A 19,780-nucleotide genomic window follows, 5' to 3' on the forward strand; every position below is an offset into this window, starting at 1 on the left:
ATCGCGGTCCTTGGTCCCGTCCGTGTCGGTGCCTCGTTCTAGTGTCGTACACATGTTCGATGGCGTGGTGGTGGAGCGGACGGCGCAGGACGACGTCGCCGCGGCGCTGGCGATCGCGCGGTCGCGGGCGGGCCGGTCGATCCCGGCGCAGGACGTGGCGGTGCGGTGGGCGTTGAACCACCCCCACGCGGCCCGGTTCGCGGCTGCGGTCCCCGGTCCGGGGCTGGCCGGGATGGTGCAGGAGGTCGCGGTCGCCGACGCCCCCAGCGAGGACCTGCTGGAGGTGGTCGCGGCGTGGGACCGGCTGGCCGGGTGGGTGGTGGCCGGTCAGGCCAGGGTGCTGCAGGAGCTGCACCGCCGGGCGGTGGGGTCCACGTGGGCGGTCAAGGGCCTGCGGGACGAGGTCGCCGGGACCCTGGCCGCGTCGGGGCGGGCCGCGCAGGTCCTGCTGGACCGGGCCGTGGAGCTCGGTCACGCCCCGGAGGTCCACGACGCGTTGGCGCTCGGGGTGGTGTCGGTGCGCAAGGCGGACGTGCTGCTGCGCGAGACCGGGTCCCTGACCGGCCAGGAGGCCCGGGCGGTGCACACCGAGGTGCTGGACCGGGCGCACGAGCTGACCGCACCCCAGGTCGGTGCCGCCGCCCGACGGGCGGTGCTGCAGGTGGACCCCGACGCCGCCGAGCACCGCCACCACCAAGCGGTGCGGGACCGGTGCGTGGTGCTCGAACCCGCGCCGGACTGCATGGCCACGCTGCGGGCGTACCTGCCGGCGGGGGACGCGGTGCGGGTCATGCACGCCCTGGACACCGTCGCCACCACCGCCGCCCCGGAGGACCCCCGCGGTGTGGACGCGCGCCGCGCGGACGCCCTCGTCGACGTCCTGGGTTCGGTCCTGGACGGTACGACCGACGACCTGGGCGCGCTGCTCACCGGCCGCGGCGGCCCGGGCGCCGACGCACGCGACAGCGCGGGCGCGGGCGCGGGCGGGGGTGCCGGTACCGGTGCCGGTGTGCGGTCCTCACGGCGGCGCCGGCGCCGCCCGGTCAAGCTCGCGATCACCGTCACCGCGGACGCGCTGGCCGGGGCGACCTGGACCCCGGCATGGCTGGACCGGTACGGGCCGGTCCTGCCCTCCCTGGCCCGCCACCTGGCCGCGGAGGCGACCTGGCACTTCCAACGCACCGACCCCGCCACCGGGGAGGCCCTGGAACAACCCGGCAGCCGCTACCGCCCCCCGGACGCCCTGCGTGAGGCGATCATCGCCGCGACGTCACCTGCACCTTCCCCGGCTGCCGCACCCCCGCCCACACCTGCGACCTGGACCACACCATCGCCTTCGACGACACCCGCGACGCGGCCGGGCAGACCCGACGGTCCAACCTCGCCGCCCTGTGCCGCCACCACCACCAGCTCAAGACCCACGCCGGATGGACACCCCACCGCGACCCCGCGACCGGAGTCACGACGTGGACCTCACCGACCGGTAAGCCGTACACCCGCAACCCCGTCGCTGCGCCGAGCGAGGTCCGACCCGACCAGAACCGACCGAGCCAGAGCCCACCCAGCGAGACGAGACCGACCCACACCGCACGGAGCGATACCCGACCCAGCGACACCGGATCGACCGCACCGGAACCACCCCGCACGGGCAGACCGAGACACAGACTCGGGACGGGCACACCCAGCGACGAAACGGCGACGGTCGATGACGACCCAGCCGGCCGCAACACAGGCAACCCACTGCGCCCCGGCGACACGGCGGAGCCCCCCGGCACCGCCCGCAACGGCGAACCGCCGTTCTGAGGGCGCCCAACGATGGCGCGCGCAGCACGAACGACCGCGCCTCAGCACGCCCCGAGGTGGAACACCATCGCCTGCCCGGGCAGCAGCAGCGCGCCCGGAAGGCCGACCTCCCCGAGCACGCGCCCGGTGAGCACCAGGTCCTCGTCGTCGAGCAGCGTGCCCTCGCCACCGAGCCAGCCGTCGCCCTGCAACCAGGCCGGCGGTCGGGGTTCGAGCGTCCGCGGTGGGTCACCGATCGGGAGCACCCGGACGACGTACCGCAGCTCCGGGTCGAGACCCGGGAACCGCACCGGCGCGGGGAGCGCCGAACGGGGCGCCGTCAGCGCGACGTGCGCGAACACCGCCTCCGTCCGGTCCTCCGCGACGACGCCGTGGACCTCGGTCGCCGGGTCGGTCGCGTCCACACGGACGACCGTGCCGCCGTGCAGCAGCCCTCGCAGCTCCCGGTACTCGCCGATCCAGCGGCGCACGTGCTCCAGCTCCGCCGTGGACGCGCGGGTGAGGTCCCACTCCAGCCCTGCGCTGAGGAACAGTGCGGTGACGAGCCGGAAGCCGAGGTCGCTCTGCCGGCCGGTCGTGTGCGCCGGCGACGGACCGACGTGGCTCCCCAGGTACTCCGGGGGCAGCAGGAGGGTGCTCCACCGCTGCACGGCCTGGCGCTCCAGGGGGTCGTTGACGTCCGACGTCCAGAACCGGTCGACCCGCTCCAGGATCCCCAGGTCGACCCGTGCCCCGCCCGACGCGCAGGACTCGATCTCCACCCCGGGGTGCCGTCGGCGCAGCTCGTCCAGCACGCCGTACAGCGCCACGGTCTGACCGTGGGCACCCTCCGTCAGCAGGTCCCGGTTATGGTCCCACTTCACGTACGCGACGGGGTACTCGGTCAGCAGCGCGTCGAGCCGCTCGAGCACGAAGTCCCGGGCGTCGTCCTGGCGCAGGTCCAGCACGTGCTGGTGGCGCCAGGTCACCCCGCCCGACAGCAGCCACTCCGGGTGCGCCCGCGCGACGTCGGAGTCCGGGCTCACCATCTCCGGCTCCACCCACAGCCCGAGCTGCATCCCCAGCCCCGTCACGCGCTCGGCGAGGGGGTGGAGACCGTCCGGCCACCGCTGCTCGTCGACGAACCAGTCCCCCAGCGCCCGCCGGTCGTCGACCCGCCCCCGGAACCAGCCGTCGTCCAGGACGAACCGCTCGACCCCGACCCGCGCGGCGACGTCGGCGAGCGCCCCGAGCCGCTCCAGGTCGTGGTCGAAGTACACCGCCTCCCACGTGTTGAGCGTGACCGGCCGCTCCGACGGCACCGGGGACGTCGACCGCACCCACGCGTGCAGGCGCGCCGACAACCCGTCGAGCCCCTCGGGTGACCACACGGCCACGACCCACGGCGTCGTCCACGACTCCCCCGGCCCCAGTGCCAGCTCGCCCGGCGCCAGCAGCTCACCGCCGGCCAGCACCGTACGGCCGAGCGTCGAGCGCTCGACCCCGTGGCGGGTGTCCCCGCTCCACGCCACGTGCATCGCCCACACCTCGCCGGACCGGAACCCGAAGCCGGGCGTCCCCGCGACGACGAGGTAGGCGTGGTCGTGCCCCGGCCGCCCGTGCCGGCCCTCCCTGCTCCACACCCCGTCGCCGACGGCGCGCCGTTGGGGCCGGCGCTCGTGCGCCCAGGTCCCCGACAGGTCCAGCACCTCCGCTGCGCGGTCGGGCACCGGCAGCACGGCGTCCAGGGACCCGACCTCGACGACGGCGTCGCCCGCGTTCGTCCAGGTGTGCCGGAGGCGGAGCACGCCCTCCCCCGTGAGCTCGACGTCGGTGACGACCCGGAGGTCGCCGTCGGCCGCCAGCTCCAGGCGGACGGCGGACCCTGCTGGGACTCCCGAGCCCGAGGCGGGCTCGACCACCTGCGCCGCGCCCAGGCGCAGGGGCGGCAGAGGGTGGCGGGCGGTCGGTGAGGCCGCGCCCGACGACGCCGGTGCGGCAGGTTCCACCACGTACCCGCTGATGCCGGGCCGGCCGGTCCACCCCTCGTGCAGGGTCGGTATCAGGCTGAGCCGGAAGGGGACGTCGATCGCGCTCGGCGGGACGGCGGGCACCTGGGCGTCGACGAGCCGCTCGACCGTCGCGTCGTCGAGATCACCCAGGTCCGCGCCCCAGTGGACGACGGCGGGCACGGCCGTCCCGCGCGCGTCGAGCAGGACGCTGGTGCCCGCGGCACGGAGATGGAAGATCACGGGTCGGCTCCTCGACGGCGGGAGGGCGGGGACGGCTGGGTGAGGACGCTGGCCATGGGGCGCTGCGGCCGGTGTCGCTCGGACCGGTCCGAGCATCTCCCGGGCGCGCTGCGGGTGGCGGACCGCCACTCCGCGTCTGGAGGAGCATGCAGCAGCGGCCCGGCACGAGGGGGACTCGCGCCGGGCCGCTGCCGGCCCCGCCTGCCGCGTCAGCAGCAGACGGGACCGTCAGATCACTCCGCGACCGGGATCGACTGCGCCTGGAGGGCGGCGATCGTCGACTCCTGGCCCGACTCGAGCGCCTCGCCCAGCGTGCCCTGGCCGGACACGGCGGCCGAGAAGCCGTCGGACACGTCGTTGTAGACCTGCGTCATCGTCGGGCCCCAGACGAAGTCCGGCGAGACCTTGGCGCCCGCCTCGCGGAACACCTCGTAGATCTCCTGGCCGCCGTAGAACTCGACGCCCTCGGACAGCGCCGGCAGCTCGATGCCCGCCTTCGTGGCCGGGTACAGGTTCGCCGCCTCGATGAGCGCGTTGAGCGCCTCCTCGGACGTGTTCAGCCACAGCGCGAACTGCGAGGCCTCGTACAGGTTCTCCGTGCCCTTGAAGACGGCCGTGGTCGAACCGCCCCAGTTGCCGCCGCCGTCGACGCCGTCCCACTGCGGGGCCGGCGCGACGCGCCACTGACCGGCCGTCTCCGGCGCACCGCTCATGATCGAGTTGGCGCCCCACACGGCGGAGATCCACGTCCACGCCTGGCCCGTGTTGTAGGCGTTGTCCCACTCGGTGGTCCAGCCCGGCAGCGACGAGACGAGGTCGCGGTCGATGAGGTCCTGCCAGTAGTCGGCCACCTGCACGGACTCGTCGGAGGTCAGCGAGACCTCCCACTCCTCACCGGTGTTGTTGAACCACGAGCCGTCCGCCTGCCACACGAAGCCGGCGAACTGGTTGATGTCACCGGTCGAGAAGTTGGTGATGTAGCCGCCGGCCTCGCGCACCTTCTCGGCGGCCGCCGCGTACTCCTCCCACGTCGTGGGGATCTCGATGCCGGCCTGCTCGAAGAGGTCGGCGCGGTAGAACATGGCCATGGGGCCCGTGTCCTGCGGGATCGCGTAGGCCGCGTCCTCCTCGCCGAGACCGACCTGGCTCCACGTCCAGTCGATGAACTGGTCGCCGGCGGCGGCGACGTCCTCGCAGACGGCGAGGTTCTCCAGGCCGTCCTGCACGCGGAAGTTCGGCAGGGCGTCGAACTCGATCTGACCCAGGTCGGGCGGGTTGCCGGCCTCGAGCTGGTTGAAGAAGTTCGCGTAGGTGCCGCCGTTGCCGTTCGGACCGGTCTGCACCTCGACCTGGATGTCGGGGTTCGCCTCGTTCCAGATGGCGACGACGTCCTCGATCCCGGGGATCCAGGAGGTGTAGGTGAGGGTGACCGGCTCGCCGGCCGGCTCGCAGGCGCCGGCGTCGCCGCCGCCGCCCCCGGCCGCCGCGCCGTCGTCGCTGCCTGCGTCGGAGCAGGCGGCGAGCAGCAGGGGTGCGAGCAGGGCCACGCTGACCGCTCGTGTGGTGGTGCGCATCGATTCCTTCTTCCGGTCGGGGTGATCGGTCCAGAGGTGGTGCAGGGTCGTGCTGGGTGGTGACGGGGTGTCACGGGATGGTGCTGCGGTGGTGCTGAGGTGGTGCTGCCAGATGTCGCCCGATGCGGGCGGGCGAGGGACGCGTCGCCGGTGTGCGCTCAGCGGTTCGAGACGGGCGCCCGGGGCGCAGGTCGTGCGCGGGCCGTCACTTGATTGCCCCCGTGCCGAGGCCGGTGCGCCAGAAGCGCTGCAGGAGCAGGAAGAGCCCGATCAGCGGCACAATCGAGACGAGCGCCCCGACGAGCACGTAGAGCCGCAGCTCCGGCACCTGGTTGACGACGGAGTTCCAGTTGTACAGACCGAGCGTCACGGGGAAGAGCTCGGAGTCCCGCAGCATGATCAGCGGCAGGAAGAAGTTGTTCCAGATCGCGACGAACTGGAAGAGGAAGACGGTGACGAGCGCGGGGAACATGAGCCGCACCGAGACGGTGAAGAACGTCCGCACCTCACCCGAGCCGTCCAGCCGCGCGGCCTCGAGCAGCTCGTCCGGCACGGAGGCCGCGGCGAAGATCCGCGTGAGGTAGACGCCGAACGGGCTGACGATGCTCGGCAGGAACACCGACCAGAACGTGTTGGTGGCGTTCGCCTCGCTGAAGATGAGGAACAGCGGCAGCGCCAGCGCGGTCGCCGGCACCAGCACACCACCGAGGACGACGTTGAACAGGAGCTCGCGCCCGGGGAACCGGTACTTGGCGATCGCGTAGCCGCACATGCCCGCCAGCAGCGTCGCCACGAGCGCGCCCCCACCGGCGTAGACCACGCTGTTGCCGAGCCACTTCAGGAGGATGCCGCCCTGGTAGTCGAAGACGGCGGCGAGGTTCTGCCCGAGCTGGACGTCCGAGAACCACAGGGCGTTCGTGCTGGTGAGGTCCCCGCGGCTCTTGGTCGACGCGACCAGCAGCCACCAGATCGGGGTGAGGAAGTAGAGCGTGAAGACGCCCATGACGAGCATCGCGCCCGTGCGGGACAGGATGCTCTCGCGCGGGCCGGTCGACGGTGGCCCCGGGCGGCCGTCCCGCGTCCGGACCGCGGCACGGGCCGACGGCGGCGTCCGGTCGCCGTCGGTGGTCGGCGTGACGACAGGGGTGCTCACTGGAACGCCTTCCGCTGGGTCACCTTGAGGAAGGTGAAGGACAGGATGAACGTGGCGAGCGCGAGGACCACCGAGAAGGCGGCCGCGAGGCTGGGGTTGGGCACCGAGGCCGTCGTGTAGACGAGGAGGTTCGGCGTGTAGTCGCTGGTCACCGAAGACGTGAAGGTCCGGAAGACCTGGGGCTCCGCCAGCAGCTGCAGCGTGCCGATGATCGAGAAGATCGCGGTGAGGATGATCGCCGGCATGACCAGCGGGATCTTGATCGACCAGGCGATCCGGAACTGCGACGCCCCGTCGAGCCGGGCCGCCTCGTACACCTCCGTCGGGATCGCCAGGAGCGACGAGTAGATGATCAGCATGTTGTAGCCGACGTAGACCCAGGTCACGACGTTGGCGATGGCCCAGAGCACGAGGTCGGCCGACAGGAAGTTGATCTCCGCCGTCAGCGGCCGGAACGGGGAGAGGTTCGGCGAGTACAGGAAGCCCCACATGATCGCCGCGATGACGCCCGGCACCGCGTAGGGAGCGAAGAACGCCAGGCGGAAGAAGCGCCGCCCGCGCACGAGCGGCGAGTCGAGCAGGAGCGCGAAGACGAGCGCGAGCCCGAGCATGATCGGCACCTGCACGACGCCGAAGAGCAGCACCCGTCCGACGGACTCCCAGAACGCCTCGTCGGCGATGACGTTCTGGTACTGGGCGAGCCCGCCGAACACCTCCGTCGGCGGGCCGAAGGTGCCGTCGCGCTCCACCACGCGCGTCGACTGCCACACCGCGTACCCGATGGGCAGCAGGTAGAAGAGCGCGAAGAGCAGGCCGAACGGTGCGACGAAGACCGCGATCGCGGACTTGTGGCCGACCTTCGTGCGGTTCGTCCGGCGGGGCGCCGTCGTCGACGGCGCGTCCAACGCGGTGGTGGTCATCGCGTCTCGTCCTCCCTGACGACGCGCACGGCGCCCGCGGGCACCCGCACCGTCTCGGCGCGCTCGCCCCGGGTCAGCTCGTGACCGGGCACCGGCACCTCGACGACGTCGTCGCTGTGGTTGATGACGAAGAGGTAGGACGCGCCGCCGTCGTGCGCGCGGCGGACCACCTCGACCTGAGGACCCGCGCCCGGCATCGGCTGGATGCCGGCGTGGGCCGCGACCTCGCGCACCAGCTCGGTCGCGTGGTCGAGGTCGAGCGCGGTCGCGACGTACCAACCGGTGCCGTGACCGTGCTCGTTGCGGGTGATGGCGGGGACCCCGGGCAGCGGCCCGTCGACGTGGTGGGCGACGGCCTTCGCCGTCACCACGCGCAGCTGCTCGGTCCACAGGGACGCGGTGGCGCCCGTGTCGAGGGTGACCGTCCGGCCGGGGAGCAGCGGGTGGAACTCGTCGCTGACCACGCCGAGCATGTCGCGGAACGCGCCGGGGTAGCCCCCGAGGCGCACCCGGTCGTCCTCGTCGACGATGCCGCTGAAGAAGGTGACGAGCGCGTGCCCGCCGTCGGCCACGTACTGCTCGATCGCGGCCGCCTCGGTGTCGCGCACGAGGTACAGCTCGGGCACCACGAGCATCCGGTACCGCGCCAGGACCTCCGGCGCCGCGCCCGGCGGGACGACGTCGACGGCGAGCCCGGCGGCCCGCAGCGCCCCGTACATGGCGTGGACCTGCTCGAGGTACCGGACGTCGGCGGACGGGCGGTTCTCGCCGTCGGCCGCCCACCACGACTCGTAGGAGAAGACGAGGGCGACGTCGCTGCGCACGGTGCTCCCGACGACCTCCTGGAGCGCGTCGAGCGTCCGGCTCAGCTCGAGCACCTCCTGCCACGTGCGCGACGACGTCCCGGCGTGCGGCAGCAGGGCCGAGTGGAACTTCTCCGCGCCCTGGGCCGAGGCGCGCCACTGGAAGAAGCAGAGGGCGTCGGCGCCGCGCGCGACGTGCGCGAGGGAGACGCGGAGCATCTCGCCGGGCGACTTGGCGACGTTGACCGGCTGCCAGTTCACGGCGCTCGTGGAGTGCTCCATGAGCAGCCACGGCCGGCCGCCTGCGATGCCCCGCGTCGTGTCCGCCGCGAACGCGAGCTCGGCGAGCGGGTCAGGCAGGCGGTGGTCGAGGTAGTGGTCGTTCGCGACGACGTCCATGTCCGGCGCCCACGCGAAGTAGTCCATGTCCCGCTGGTGCGCCGTGACCATGAAGTTCGTGGTCACCGGGATGTCGCTGTGGCTGCGGATGATCTCCGCCTCGCCGCGGTAGAGGTCCAGCAGCTCGTCGGAGCTGAAGCGGTGGAAGTCGAGCACCTGCGACGGGTTGCGGCTCGAGACCGTGGCCCGCGGGGGCAGGACCTGCTCGAACGCGCCGTAGCGCTGGCTCCAGAACGACGTGCCCCAGGCCGCGTTGAGCGCGTCCACCGTGCCGTAGCGGGCACTTAGCCAGGCCCGGAAGGCCTCCGCCGTCACGTCGCAGTAGCAGAGCGAGTTGTGGCAGCCCAGCTCGTTGGACACGTGCCACAGGCGGACGCCGGGGTGCGCGCCGTAGCGCTGCGCCACCTGCTCGACGAGCGCCCGCGACCGCTCCCGGAACACCGGCGAGCTCGGGCAGTACGCCTGGCGGCCGCCCGGCCAGCGCGTGGTGCCGTCCGCCATGACGGGCAGGATCTCCGGGTGCAGGGTCGACAGCCACGGCGGTGGTGAGGACGTGCCGGTGCCCAGGTTCACGCCGATGCCGTGCGTGTGCAGCAGGTCGACGACGGCGTCCAGGCGGCTGAAGTCGAAGCGGCCGGGCTCGGGCTCGACGTCCGACCAGCCGAAGACGTTGACCGCGACGAGGTCGACCCCGGCCTCGCACATGAGGACGACGTCCTCCTGCCACACCGACGGGTCCCACTGCTCGGGGTTGTAGTCGCACCCGAACGCGAAGCGCTCCGGCGCCCAGCGCGGACGTGCTCCCGCGCGGCTGCCGGGCGGGACCGCGCCTGTGGCGGCCTCGCGTGCGGCGTCGCGTCCGGGGGTGCTCATCGCGCTCCTTCGCTCGAGAGCCGCCGGCGCTGCTGCACTACCGGGACGTCGGCTCTGACGTTTCTGTGACCGTTCACAGACAGCACGCCGAACGGAGGCGGATGATGTTCTGTGACCGTGCACAGAACGTAGGGCGGCGATTGCGACGTGTCAACACATCCGACCAATGCCGCCCAAAACCGATCACAGAAGGGTCACGGCGAGGTCGCGGGGAGATCACGGCGCGTGGGACTGGCGCCCGCAGCCGTCGCGTCACGAGAGGAGAGGTCGCCGAGACGGCCGTGTGCGACGGAGGTCCCCGGGCGCCGTCGTGCGTCCGGCTAGCATCCGGGCATGTCCACCACGGGACGCCCCCGGCGCGCGACGATCCGTGACGTCGCGCTCGAGGCCGGCGTCTCGCGCGGCACGGTCTCCCGGGTCCTCAACGGTGAGCCCTACGTGTCGGCGCAGGCCAGAGAGGCCATCGAGGCCGCGGTGGCGAAGGTCGGGTACGTGCCGAACACCGCTGCTCGCAACCTGGCGCTCCAGCGCGCCCAGGCGGTCGGCTTCATCGTCCACGAGCCGCACGAGCTCTTCCTCGAGGACCCGAACATCGGCGCGATCCTGCTCGGTGCCAACCGGGTGCTCTCAGGCGCCGACCACCAGATGGTCAGCCTCGTCATCGACTCCGAGCGGGACAGCAGCCGGGTCGCCCGCTACCTCAGCGGCGGCTTCGTCGACGGCGCCGTCGTCGTCTCCGCCCGCCAGAACGACTCCCTCCTCGGGGCGATCGGGCGCCTGAGCATCCCGGCGACGCTGGTCGGCCGGCCGCCGGCCGACGTCCAGGTGCCGTGGGTGGGCATCGACAACCGGGGCGCCGCGGCGGCGATCACGGAGCACCTCGTCGGGACCGGGCGCCGGCGGATCGGCATGATCGCGGTGGCGCTGGACCGCGACTCCGGCGCCGACCGCCTCGCCGGGTTCCGCGACGCCCTCGGGGACCGGTTCGACGAGCGGCTCGTCGTCGACCGACCGCTGTACGAGTACACCGCCGGACGCACGGCGATGGAGGAGCTCCTCGACCGCGACCCGGACGTCGACGGCGTCTTCGCGGCCTCGGACGCCGTCGCCGCCGGCGCGCTCGACGCCCTGCGGGCACGGGGTCGGCGGGTGCCGGAGGACGTCGGCGTCGTGGGCTTCGACGACTCCTCGTGGGCCCGCCGCACCCACCCCCAGCTGACGACGGTCCACCAGCCGGCCCGGCTCCTCGGCGAGCGCGCGGCGGAGTCCGTCCTGGCCCAGCTCCGCGGCGAGGCCCCCGAGCCGGGCGGGACGCTCCTCGAGACGCACGTGGTCCTGCGCGGCTCGGCCTGATCGGCGCAGGGGCCGAGCCGCCGCAACGACCCCTGCGGTCCGCCCGGGCGTGCTCGGATCCTCGGGGCAAGGGACCTTCGTCCCTCGACCTCCCCACGGCCCCGGCGGACGGTGGAGAGGGCCGCCCGACGACGCGCGGAGGTGGGCACGATGCGGACGCTCTCCATCATCAAGGCCGACACCGGTGGCTGGGTGGGTCACTCGTCCGTCCACCCCGATCAGGAGGCGGTGGCCGCCCGCGAGCTGCGGCACGCCATCGAGACGGGGCTGCTCGACGACGGCCACGTCGCCGCGTGCGGTGACGACCTCGCCCTGATCATGAGCCACCGGCAGGGCGCCGACGCGCAGCGGATCCACAGCTTCGCGTGGGACGTCTTCCTCAAGACGACCCAGGTCGCCGAGGAGCTCGGCCTCTACGGCGGCGGGCAGGACCTGCTCTCCGACGCCTTCTCGGGCAACCTCCGCGGCATGGGGCCCGGGTACGCGGAGCTGGAGCTCGGCCACGAGCGACGCAGCGAGCCGATCCTGTGCTTCCTCGCGGACAAGACCGAGCCGGGCGCCTGGAACTACCCGCTGTTCAAGATGTTCGCCGACCCCTTCACGTCGGCGGGCCTCGTCATCGACGCGGCCATGCACCAGGGCTTCGTCTTCGAGGTCTACGACCTCTACGAGAACACGTGCATCGAGCTCACGTGCCCCGCGGAGATGTACGACCTGCTCATGTACATCGGCGCACCGTCCCGGTACGTCGTGCACTCGGTCCGGTCGGTGGCCCAGGGCATCGTCGCCGCGGCGACGAGCACCCAGCGGCTCTCGCTCATCGCCGGGAAGTACGTCGGCAAGGACGACCCGGTCATGATCGTGCGCGCCCAGTCCGGGCTGCCGGCGGTCGGCGAGGTCCTCGAGCCCTTCGCGTTCCCCTACACCGTGGCCGGGTGCATGCGCGGGTCCCACCACGCCCCGCTCATGCCGGTGAGCCTCGACGACGCACACCCGACCCGCTTCGACGGACCGCCGCGCGTGGTGTGCCTGGGCTTCCAGATGACGAAGGGGGAGCTCGTCGGACCGCGCGACATGTTCGCGGACACGTCGTTCGACCGCGCCCGCGCGCAGGCCAACGAGGTCATGGACTACTACCGCCGGCACGGGCCCTTCGAGCCGCACCGACTGCCGCTGGACGACCTCGAGTACACGACGATGCCGGCCATCGAGGGGCGGCTCGCGTCCCGGTGGGTGCCGCTGACGGCGGCCGACGTGCACACCCCCGAGGGCGTCCGCGCGGCCAAGGCGCGGGCCCGCGGGCAGTCGGCGCAGGCACCCTCGCAGCCGCGCCCGCCGGCGGAGCACGAGGCGACGGGGCAGTAGACGCCCCTCCGCAGGTCACACGGCGACGAGCACCTGCACGAGCAGGATCTTCACGATGATCCCGAGCGCGAACAGGGCCGCGTAGCCCGCCTCGACGCGCTCGTCGACCACGCGCGACCCCGCATAGGCGAGGACCGCGGGCTGCCCCACGAACCCGGCGAGCCCCCCAGCGGCCCGCGGCGCGCTCACCCCGACGAGCCGCGCCCCGAGCACGAACAGCACCGAGGACAGACCGACGACGACGACGCCCACGAGCACCACGCGCAGACCGGCGGCCGTCAGCGCCTGCTCGGCGAAGGCCTGGCCGGACGCGAGGCCCACGGCAGCGAGGAAGAGCAGCAGCCCGATCTGGCGGATCGTGAGGTTCGCCGCCAGGGACATCCGCCAGACGAACGGTCCGGTCCGCTCGACCCGTCCCAGCACCATGCCGACGAGCAGGGGGCCGGCGGCGGAGCCGAGGGAGAACCCCGCTCCGCCGGGCAACGGCAGGGTCAGGAGGCCCAGCAGCAGACCCAGAGCGAGACCGCCGCCCACCGGCACCGGGTCGATCTCCGAGACCCGGCGCTCCGAGTCACCGAAGAAGTCCTGGACCTCGGGCAGCCGCTCCCGCGGCACGACGGCGAGCACCCGGTCGCCGACCTCGAGCGTGAGGTCGTCCCGCGCGAGGAGGTCGAGGTCACCCCGGCGGACGCGGGTGATGACGCCGTCGAACCGTCCCGGCATGTCCAGGTCGGCGACGGTGCGGCCCGCGATGCGCCGGTCGGAGACCACGAACCGCTGGTTCTCGACCGCGGTGCGGTCGTCGGCGAGGTGCTCGTCGACCCGGACCCCGAGATGGGCGACGGCCTCGTCCACAGCGGTCTGCGGCCCGACGACGACGACCTGGTCACCCGCGTGCAGCTCCTCGTGCGGCGCGATGACGCGCGTCCGGCTGCCCCGCGCCAGGTAGGACATCCGGACCCGCTGGTCCCGAACGCCCGGCACGTCGTCGAGCGTGGTCGTGCGCCGGACCTCGGCGGTGAGGGCGACCAGACCGAGGCCGGCCGCGGGCTGCGGGTCCCGCGACCCCGGCCACTGCCGCTGCACGGTCGCCGCGACGACGAGGATCGCCACGGTCACGCCGACGGGGTAGGCGAGCGAGTACCCGACCGCGGGCTCCTGGCTCCCCGCCGCGGCCACGGCGGCCGCGAGCGCCGGCGTCGACGTCATGGCGCCGGTGAAGGTGCCCGCGGTGAGGGGGCCGCCGAGGCCCGCCATGCTGCCGAGCCCGAACGCCGTGGCGCCGGCCACGAGGATCGCGCCGACGCCGACGGCCATGAGCGGGAGCTGGCGCCGCAGGTCGCGGAAGAACGTGTTCCCGGCCGCGAGCCCCACCGTGTAGACGAAGAGCGCGAGCCCCAGCGTCTGGACGAGCGCGAGCCCTTCGCCCAGCCGCGGGTCCAGCGCGCCGACGGCCAGCCCCACGAACAGCGCGCCCGCCGGACCGAAGCGCACGGGCCCGAAGGGCACCGCGCCGAGCGCCGTCCCGAGCGCCATGACGAGGACGATCGCCAGCAGCGGCGAGGACGCCAGGACGTCGAGGACGCCGGTCACGGCGCGGGCCTGCGGGCGGTGATCACGTCACGACCGTAGAGGTGGCCGTGGCCCTCCCGCAGGCCCACGCCGGGCGCCGTCGTCGTCAGCGGCTCTGCGCGTTCGACGCCTCGGGCTTGAGCGGGTCGTGGCCGAGCGACATGAGGCGGTGCCGCCAGCCGGTCTCGCCGGCCGTGGGCTCGAAGTCGGGCCCCCGCTCCGCCGACACCTCCTCCACGACGGACCGCATGATCGCGACGTCGTCGTGGGTGAGGTCCGTGCGGCGCTTGCCGAGCACCTCCAGGACGCCGCGCGAGCGTTCCGAGCCGGCCTGGTCGGGCAGGCCGTCCGTCCCCTCACCCGCCTGGTCGGTCGCGAGCCAGTCGCGCAGCTCGCGCGAGGTCATGTTGACCACCCGGTGGAAGTCCTCCCACAGGCCGTCGTCGATCTCCGCGGTCATCGGCTGCTCCTCTCCTGCCGGACGTCGCCCGGCGGTCGTGCGGTCAGCGGTCGGCGGTCGGTCGAGGCGCCCGTCACCCGCCCGAGCCCGAGAGACGCTGGGCGAGCAGCCTCTTGCCGAGGTCGGCGCCCTTGCGGCTGTCCGCCTGCGCCTTGCGGAAGAGGTCGACGAGCTCCGTGTCGCCGTCCCGCTCCGCGTCGCCGATGTAGGTCTCGAGGCGCAGGGCGTTGCTCAGGCACGCCTCGGTGAACCAGATGAGGTTGTAGTGCGCGTCGGGGGTGCCCGTGAAGGCACCGGTCTCGCCGTCGGCTCCCATGTCTGCGGTCCTCTCGCTGGGTCCGCGACCGGGGTCGTCCCCGGTCGGCGCGGCCGTTCGGTCGCTGGGGCGCCCGGTCGTGCGGCGCCCTCCAGCGACGCTACGACCGGGTCGCCGTGATCGCGCGTCGGTGGATGATCGACGCATGCCGCACAGCACCTCCTCGGCCCCCGCTCAGCCGGACGTCCTGCGCCTCGGGCTCGGCCTCGCCGCCGTCGGTCGCCCCGCGTACATCACACCGGGCCGGTCGGCGGACCTCGGCCGCGGCCGCGCACCCGAGGACCTGGAGCGCCACACGCACGGTCTGCTCGACGCCGCCGTCCACGCCGGGATCCGGTACGTCGACGTCGCCCGCTCCTACGGCCGTGCGGAGGAGTTCGTCTCGACCTGGCTCGCCGCTCGGGACCTCTGTGACGTCGAGGTCGGGTCCAAGTGGGGCTACCGGTACGTGGGCGGGTGGCGGCTGGACGCCGACGTCCACGAGGTCAAGGACCACTCCGTCGCGGCGTTCCACGAGCAGTGGCCGCAGACCGACCGGCTGCTCGGCGCCCACCTCGGCCGGTACCTCGTCCACTCCGCGACGCTCGACACCGGCGCGCTCACCGACCCCGCGCTGCACCGGGAGCTGGCGCGCGTGCGCGACCGCGGGATCCGCGTCGGCATCTCCACGTCCGGACCCCAGCAGGCGGACGCGGTACGGGCGGCCCTGGACGTCGTCGTCGGCGGGGCGCCGCTCTTCACCGCCTTCCAGGTGACGTGGAACCCGCTGGAGCCGTCGGTGGGTCCCCTGGCCGCCGAGGCTGCCGACCGCGGAGCCCAGGTCGTCGTCAAGGAGGCCGTCGCCAACGGCCGCCTGGCTCCCGGCACCGCCGACGACGCCCCGGGCGTGCGTCACGTCGTCGGCCTCGCCCAGGAGGCGGGCGTCCCGGTCGACCAGCTGTGCGTCGCCGTCGCGCTCGCCCAGCCCTGGGTGTGGCGGGTGCTGTCCGGCGCGGCGACGGTCGAGCACCTCGCGTCGCACGTCGCGGGGGCCCGGCTGGACTTGCGGCAGGACGTCGTCGCCGAGGCGCTCGCCGCAACTGAGGTGCCCGCGGCGTACTGGGCTGCACGCTCGGCGCGTGCGTGGACCTGAGCGAGGACGCCCTCACCCGAATTCCCCGCGGCCGTTCGGATGAACGTGGGCGAAAGGTCCCTTTTTTGCCGGTTCTACCGGGACCTACCGTCAGTGGATCACTGGCTCGTGACTCAAGGAGGAGTCATGGACGCTCCCGGCACGATCGCTCGATTCTCTGACGTCGCGCCCACCCGGCGCACCGTGCTCAAGGCGGGCGGCGCCGGATTCGGGCTCTGGTTCGTCGGCTCGATCGGCGGGACGTCCTATGCGGTCGAGGCCACGCTCGAAGACGAGGACTTCGACATCCTGCCCAGCCAGGGCATCCGCAAGTGGGCAGCCCCCCTGGTCATCCCGCCGGCCATGCCCCTCGCCGGCACGCTACGGCTCAAGGGCGGCCGGAACGCCGACCTCTACGACATCGCCCTGCGCCAGAACGTGCAGCAGATCTTGCCTCCCGAGAACGGGGCGACCACCGTGTGGGGCTACGGCCCCGCGACGGCCGTCGGCAGGCGCGCCGCCACCGTCTTCCACGCGCCAAGCGCGACGATCGAGACGAAGAGCGGCCGGCCGGTCCGCATCCGGTGGCGCAACGAGCTCGTCGGCGACGACGGGCACTACCTGCCGCACCTTCTCCCGGTGGATCCCACACTGCACTGGGCCAACCCGGCCGGCGGAACCATGGGTCGGGACAGCCGTCCGAGCTTCGAGGCGACCCCGGGCCCGTACGACGGACCGGTGCCCGCGGTCACACACGTGCACGGCGCAGCCGGCGTCGGGGACGAGAGCGACGGATACCCGGAGGCCTGGTACCTGCCCGCGGACGCCGGTGTGCCCGCCGGGTACGCCGAGGTCGGGACCTGGTACGACTACTTCAAGGCGAAGGCAGCCGCCGCCTTGGGGATCACGTGGCCGGCAGGCTCCGTGATCGCGCAGTACCCGAACTCCCAGCGCGCCGGGACGCTCTGGTACCACGACCACACCCTGGGCATGACCCGGACCAACGTCTACGCCGGTCCTGCGGGCTTCTACATCGTCCGTGGGGGGCCGGACGGGGACAAGGCCGTCCTCGACAGCCGGACGGGGCTGCCCGCCGTGCTGCCGGGACCGGCGCCCCAGGACGGCGACGGCTTCGACCCCGCCAAGAAGACGTACTACGAGATCCCGCTGGCGATCCAGGACCGCACCTTCACGAACGACGGGGAGCTCTTCTACCCGGACACCCGCGCGTACTTCGACAAAGAGATCAAGGAGAAGTACCTCCCCGAGAGCGACGTCCCACCCATCTGGAACCCCGAGTTCTTCGGCACGTCCATCATGGTCAACGGCCGGACGTGGCCGTTCCACACGTTCGAGCAGCGCAGGTACAGACTGCGCCTGCTCAACGGATGCAACTCCCGCTTCCTCATCCTCGACTTCTCGGGGATCCCGGGTGCCCAGGTGTCGCAGATCGGCACGGAGGGTGGCTTCCTCGCGGTGCCGGTCGACCTCACGGCGACCGGTGGGCGGCTGCTCCTGGCGCCCGCCGAGCGCGCCGACGTCGTCCTCGACCTGACGAACGTCCCGACCGGCTCGTACGAGCTCCTGAACGTCGGCCCCGACGAGCCGTTCGGCGGCGGTGTGCCGGGCGTGGACTTCGACGAGGCGGACCCGCTGTCCACCGGTCGCGTGCTGCGCCTCGACGTCGTGCCGGCGCTCACCGCCGATGCCAGCACGCCGGTCCAGTTCCTCCAGCTGCCGGCGATCGCATCGGTCGTTCCAGTCGTGACGCGGTCGCTCGCCCTGGTGGAAGAGATGTCCATGGACTACCCCGACACCCCCATCGCAGCAGTCCTGGCGACCGTGACGGGCAACACGTGGACGACCCGCGCGTGGGCCGACGTCGTCACGGAGAACCCCGCCGTCGGTGTCGCCGAGATGTGGGAGATCTACAACACGACCGCCGACGCCCACCCCATCCACATCCACGAGGCGCTGTTCCAGGTCGTCGACCGGCAGCCGATCACGTTCGATGAGGAGACGAGGCACGTCGAGGCCGTCGACACACCCCGCCCGCCGGAGCCCAACGAGGACGGCTGGAAGGACACCGTCACGGCCTACCCGGGCGAGGTGACGAGGGTGCGCCTGCAGTTCGAGCGGGCGGGCCAGTACGTCTGGCACTGCCACATCGTCGAGCACGAGGACAACGAGATGATGCGGCCGTTCCGGATCGGGCCGGCGGATCCCACAGCGCCCACGCACATGGCGACCCACGCCTGAGGAGCGCCGAGGAGGGCTGACGGGAGCGACCCGAGAGACGACGAGAGCCGGTGACCTGGTGGTCACCGGCTCTTGTTCTGGTGGGCAAGGGGGGACTTGAACCCCCACGTCCTTTCGGACACTGGCACCTGAAGCCAGCGCGTCTGCCATTTCGCCACTTGCCCGCGACGGACGAGGTTAGCACGCGTCGCAGGGCCGTTCCGAACGCCGGAGTGCCGCCACAGCGGCAGCACCACCGCCTCACCCGCGCACGTCCCGGCGGGACCTCGGACCGGCGGATACCATCACCTGGGACCTGTGCGGGTCCGTCCCGATCACGGGAAGTCCCCCAGACGGGAAGGAGGTGGCATGGGAGTCCTCGACCGGTTCGAGAAGGGCGTCGAGCGCGTCGTCAGCACCGCGTTCGCCAAGGCGTTCCGCAGCGAGGTCAAGCCCGTGGAGCTCGCCAGCGCCCTGCGGCGCGAGGTGGACGACCGCGCCGCCGTCGTCGGCCGGGACCGCACCGTGGTGCCGAACGACTTCACGATCGAGCTGTCCCCGCAGGACCACGAGAAGGTCCTGGCCTGGGGCGCCGAGCCCCTCGCGGACGAGCTCGCGGCCAGCGTCACCGAGCACGCGACGCACCAGCGCTACGCGTTCGTCGGCCCCGTCACCGTCGCGTTCGTCGAGGACGACACCCTCGAGGAGGGCCGCTTCCAGGTCCGCAGCGCCACAGTCCGCGGCGCCGTCGCGCCCGCGACCACGGTGGCCGCCTCGATGCGCCACCCCCTCGTGGACATCGACGGCCAGCGCTACCTGCTCACCGGTCCGATCACGGTGATCGGCCGGGGGAGCGAGGCGGACATCATCGTCGACGACCCCGGCATCTCCCGGAAGCACCTGGAGATCCGCGTCACGCCCGACGGCGTCGTCGCGACGGACCTCGGCTCGACCAACGGGACGTTCGTCGAGGGCCACCAGGTCCCCGCAGCGACGCTCGTCGACGGCAACACCATCACCATCGGTCGCACGCGGATCCTGTTCTGGACCGGCGTGGACGACGACCCCGAGGACGGGTGACCACCGGGTGAGCGAGCTGACGATCACCCTGCTGCGGCTGGGGTACCTCGTGCTGCTGTGGCTGTTCGTCCTGGCCGCCATCGGGGTGCTCCGCCGCGACCTCTACGGCACCCGCATCGTCCGGCGCCTGCGCCGCGAGCAGAACCCCCTCGCCGCACCCGCCGCCGCCCCGCCCGGCGCCGGTCAGCCGGACGGCCGGCAGGGCGAGCCGCGCCCGCCGATCCCGCGCCGCGACGCGAGCCCCCGTCGTCTCGTCGTGACCGAGGGCCCGCTGCGCGGCACGACGCTGCCCCTGGCCACCTCGGCGATCCTCATCGGCCGGGCGCCGTCGTGCACGCTCGTCCTCGACGACGACTACTCCTCCTCCCGCCACGCCCGCGTGTACCCCGAGGCAGGGCAGTGGTTCGTCGAGGACCTCGGCTCCACCAACGGCACCTTCGTGGACCGTCGGCGGGTCGACGCACCGACGCCCGTCCGTCCCGGCTCGCAGATCCGGGTGGGGCAGAGCACCCTCGAGCTGCAGAGGTAG

Annotated in this window: 15 protein-coding genes and 1 tRNA gene; 7 read left to right on the forward strand and 9 right to left on the reverse strand. The window is 72.9% G+C overall.

From position 1 onward, the window contains the following. The first annotated feature begins 52 nt into the window (after window positions 1-52). On the forward strand, window positions 53-1,933 hold the full coding sequence (locus tag LG379_RS16755) for a hypothetical protein (protein ID WP_225755773.1): 1,881 nt from the start codon (window positions 53-55) through the stop codon (window positions 1,931-1,933). On the opposite strand, the gene LG379_RS16760 is transcribed toward LG379_RS16755, so the two are convergent. From LG379_RS16760 to LG379_RS16780, 5 genes are all read right to left on the reverse strand, one after another. Beyond that, window positions 1,845-4,034 carry an alpha-galactosidase gene (locus tag LG379_RS16760; RefSeq protein WP_225755728.1) on the reverse strand — a complete coding sequence of 730 codons (2,190 nt, stop codon included), beginning with the start codon at window positions 4,032-4,034 and terminating at the stop codon, window positions 1,845-1,847. The genes LG379_RS16755 and LG379_RS16760 overlap by 89 nt on opposite strands. Before the next feature lie 233 nt (window positions 4,035-4,267). Further along, window positions 4,268-5,608, reverse strand: coding sequence for an extracellular solute-binding protein (locus tag LG379_RS16765; RefSeq protein ID WP_225755729.1), 1,341 nt, complete (start codon window positions 5,606-5,608; stop codon window positions 4,268-4,270). Window positions 5,609-5,813: 205 nt separating this feature from the next. Then, window positions 5,814-6,620 (reverse strand): carbohydrate ABC transporter permease, encoded by an 807-nt coding sequence (locus LG379_RS16770; protein WP_370634554.1) that lies wholly within the window; start codon window positions 6,618-6,620, stop codon window positions 5,814-5,816. A 137-nt stretch (window positions 6,621-6,757) separates the two neighbouring features. Beyond that, window positions 6,758-7,681 carry a carbohydrate ABC transporter permease gene (locus LG379_RS16775; RefSeq protein ID WP_225755730.1) on the reverse strand — a complete coding sequence of 308 codons (924 nt, stop codon included), beginning with the start codon at window positions 7,679-7,681 and terminating at the stop codon, window positions 6,758-6,760. After that, window positions 7,678-9,756, reverse strand: coding sequence for a beta-galactosidase (locus tag LG379_RS16780; RefSeq protein WP_225755731.1), 2,079 nt, complete (start codon window positions 9,754-9,756; stop codon window positions 7,678-7,680). Before LG379_RS16780 ends, LG379_RS16775 begins: the two co-directional genes overlap by 4 nt. 333 nt (window positions 9,757-10,089) lie before the next feature. On the opposite strand from LG379_RS16780, the gene LG379_RS16785 reads away from it, so the two are divergent. Both LG379_RS16785 and fbp read left to right on the forward strand, forming a co-directional pair. Next, a complete protein-coding gene (locus LG379_RS16785; protein ID WP_225755732.1) occupies window positions 10,090-11,109 on the forward strand; it encodes a LacI family DNA-binding transcriptional regulator in 1,020 nt (339 codons plus the stop codon). Window positions 11,110-11,259: 150 nt separating this feature from the next. Continuing rightward, entirely contained in the window at window positions 11,260-12,474 is a 1,215-nt protein-coding gene (gene fbp / locus LG379_RS16790; RefSeq protein WP_225755733.1) for a fructose-1,6-bisphosphate aldolase/phosphatase, read from the forward strand. A gap of 15 nt (window positions 12,475-12,489) precedes the next feature. Here the strand turns inward: fbp and LG379_RS16795 are convergent, their stop codons facing one another. From LG379_RS16795 to LG379_RS16805, 3 genes are all read right to left on the reverse strand, one after another. Beyond that, window positions 12,490-14,067 (reverse strand): aspartate:alanine exchanger family transporter, encoded by a 1,578-nt coding sequence (locus LG379_RS16795; protein ID WP_255632957.1) that lies wholly within the window; start codon window positions 14,065-14,067, stop codon window positions 12,490-12,492. 85 nt (window positions 14,068-14,152) lie between these two features. Then, window positions 14,153-14,506, reverse strand: a complete 354-nt coding sequence (locus tag LG379_RS16800) for a DUF3140 domain-containing protein (protein ID WP_225755734.1) — start codon at window positions 14,504-14,506, stop codon at window positions 14,153-14,155. A 73-nt stretch (window positions 14,507-14,579) separates the two neighbouring features. Then, window positions 14,580-14,822 (reverse strand): hypothetical protein, encoded by a 243-nt coding sequence (locus LG379_RS16805; RefSeq protein ID WP_225755735.1) that lies wholly within the window; start codon window positions 14,820-14,822, stop codon window positions 14,580-14,582. 145 nt (window positions 14,823-14,967) lie between these two features. Here LG379_RS16805 and LG379_RS16810 point away from each other — a divergent pair, with 145 nt between their 5' ends. Next, window positions 14,968-15,954 carry an aldo/keto reductase gene (locus LG379_RS16810; RefSeq protein ID WP_225755736.1) on the forward strand — a complete coding sequence of 329 codons (987 nt, stop codon included), beginning with the start codon at window positions 14,968-14,970 and terminating at the stop codon, window positions 15,952-15,954. Window positions 15,955-16,080: 126 nt separating this feature from the next. Further along, window positions 16,081-18,192, forward strand: coding sequence for a multicopper oxidase family protein (locus LG379_RS16815; RefSeq protein ID WP_225755737.1), 2,112 nt, complete (start codon window positions 16,081-16,083; stop codon window positions 18,190-18,192). A 78-nt stretch (window positions 18,193-18,270) separates the two neighbouring features. Here LG379_RS16815 and LG379_RS16820 read toward each other — a convergent pair. Further along, window positions 18,271-18,356: transfer RNA gene (locus LG379_RS16820), tRNA-Leu, on the reverse strand. Between the two features lie 184 nt (window positions 18,357-18,540). Between LG379_RS16820 and LG379_RS16825 the strand changes: the two genes are divergently transcribed. Both LG379_RS16825 and LG379_RS16830 read left to right on the forward strand, forming a co-directional pair. Continuing rightward, a complete protein-coding gene (locus LG379_RS16825) occupies window positions 18,541-19,251 on the forward strand; it encodes a DUF3662 and FHA domain-containing protein (RefSeq protein WP_225755738.1) in 711 nt (236 codons plus the stop codon). 7 nt (window positions 19,252-19,258) lie between these two features. Then, a complete protein-coding gene (locus LG379_RS16830; protein ID WP_225755739.1) occupies window positions 19,259-19,780 on the forward strand; it encodes an FHA domain-containing protein in 522 nt (173 codons plus the stop codon).

It is taken from the genome of Actinotalea sp. Marseille-Q4924, from assembly GCF_916618755.1.
Lineage (GTDB): Bacteria > Actinomycetota > Actinomycetes > Actinomycetales > Cellulomonadaceae > Actinotalea.

Bases quoted from the DNA above. Each gene is read 5' to 3' on its own strand.
- LG379_RS16755 (WP_225755773.1), top strand. From the start codon at position 53: ATGTTCGATGGCGTGGTGGTGGAGCGGACGGCGCAGGACGACGTCGCC.
- LG379_RS16765 (WP_225755729.1), bottom strand. From the start codon at position 5,608: ATGCGCACCACCACACGAGCGGTCAGCGTGGCCCTGCTCGCACCCCTG.
- LG379_RS16770 (WP_370634554.1), bottom strand. From the start codon at position 6,620: ATGCTCGTCATGGGCGTCTTCACGCTCTACTTCCTCACCCCGATCTGG.
- LG379_RS16775 (WP_225755730.1), bottom strand. From the start codon at position 7,681: ATGACCACCACCGCGTTGGACGCGCCGTCGACGACGGCGCCCCGCCGG.
- LG379_RS16780 (WP_225755731.1), bottom strand. From the start codon at position 9,756: ATGAGCACCCCCGGACGCGACGCCGCACGCGAGGCCGCCACAGGCGCG.
- LG379_RS16785 (WP_225755732.1), top strand. From the start codon at position 10,090: ATGTCCACCACGGGACGCCCCCGGCGCGCGACGATCCGTGACGTCGCG.
- fbp (WP_225755733.1), top strand. From the start codon at position 11,260: ATGCGGACGCTCTCCATCATCAAGGCCGACACCGGTGGCTGGGTGGGT.
- LG379_RS16800 (WP_225755734.1), bottom strand. From the start codon at position 14,506: ATGACCGCGGAGATCGACGACGGCCTGTGGGAGGACTTCCACCGGGTG.
- LG379_RS16805 (WP_225755735.1), bottom strand. From the start codon at position 14,822: ATGGGAGCCGACGGCGAGACCGGTGCCTTCACGGGCACCCCCGACGCG.
- LG379_RS16810 (WP_225755736.1), top strand. From the start codon at position 14,968: ATGCCGCACAGCACCTCCTCGGCCCCCGCTCAGCCGGACGTCCTGCGC.
- LG379_RS16815 (WP_225755737.1), top strand. From the start codon at position 16,081: ATGGACGCTCCCGGCACGATCGCTCGATTCTCTGACGTCGCGCCCACC.
- LG379_RS16825 (WP_225755738.1), top strand. From the start codon at position 18,541: ATGGGAGTCCTCGACCGGTTCGAGAAGGGCGTCGAGCGCGTCGTCAGC.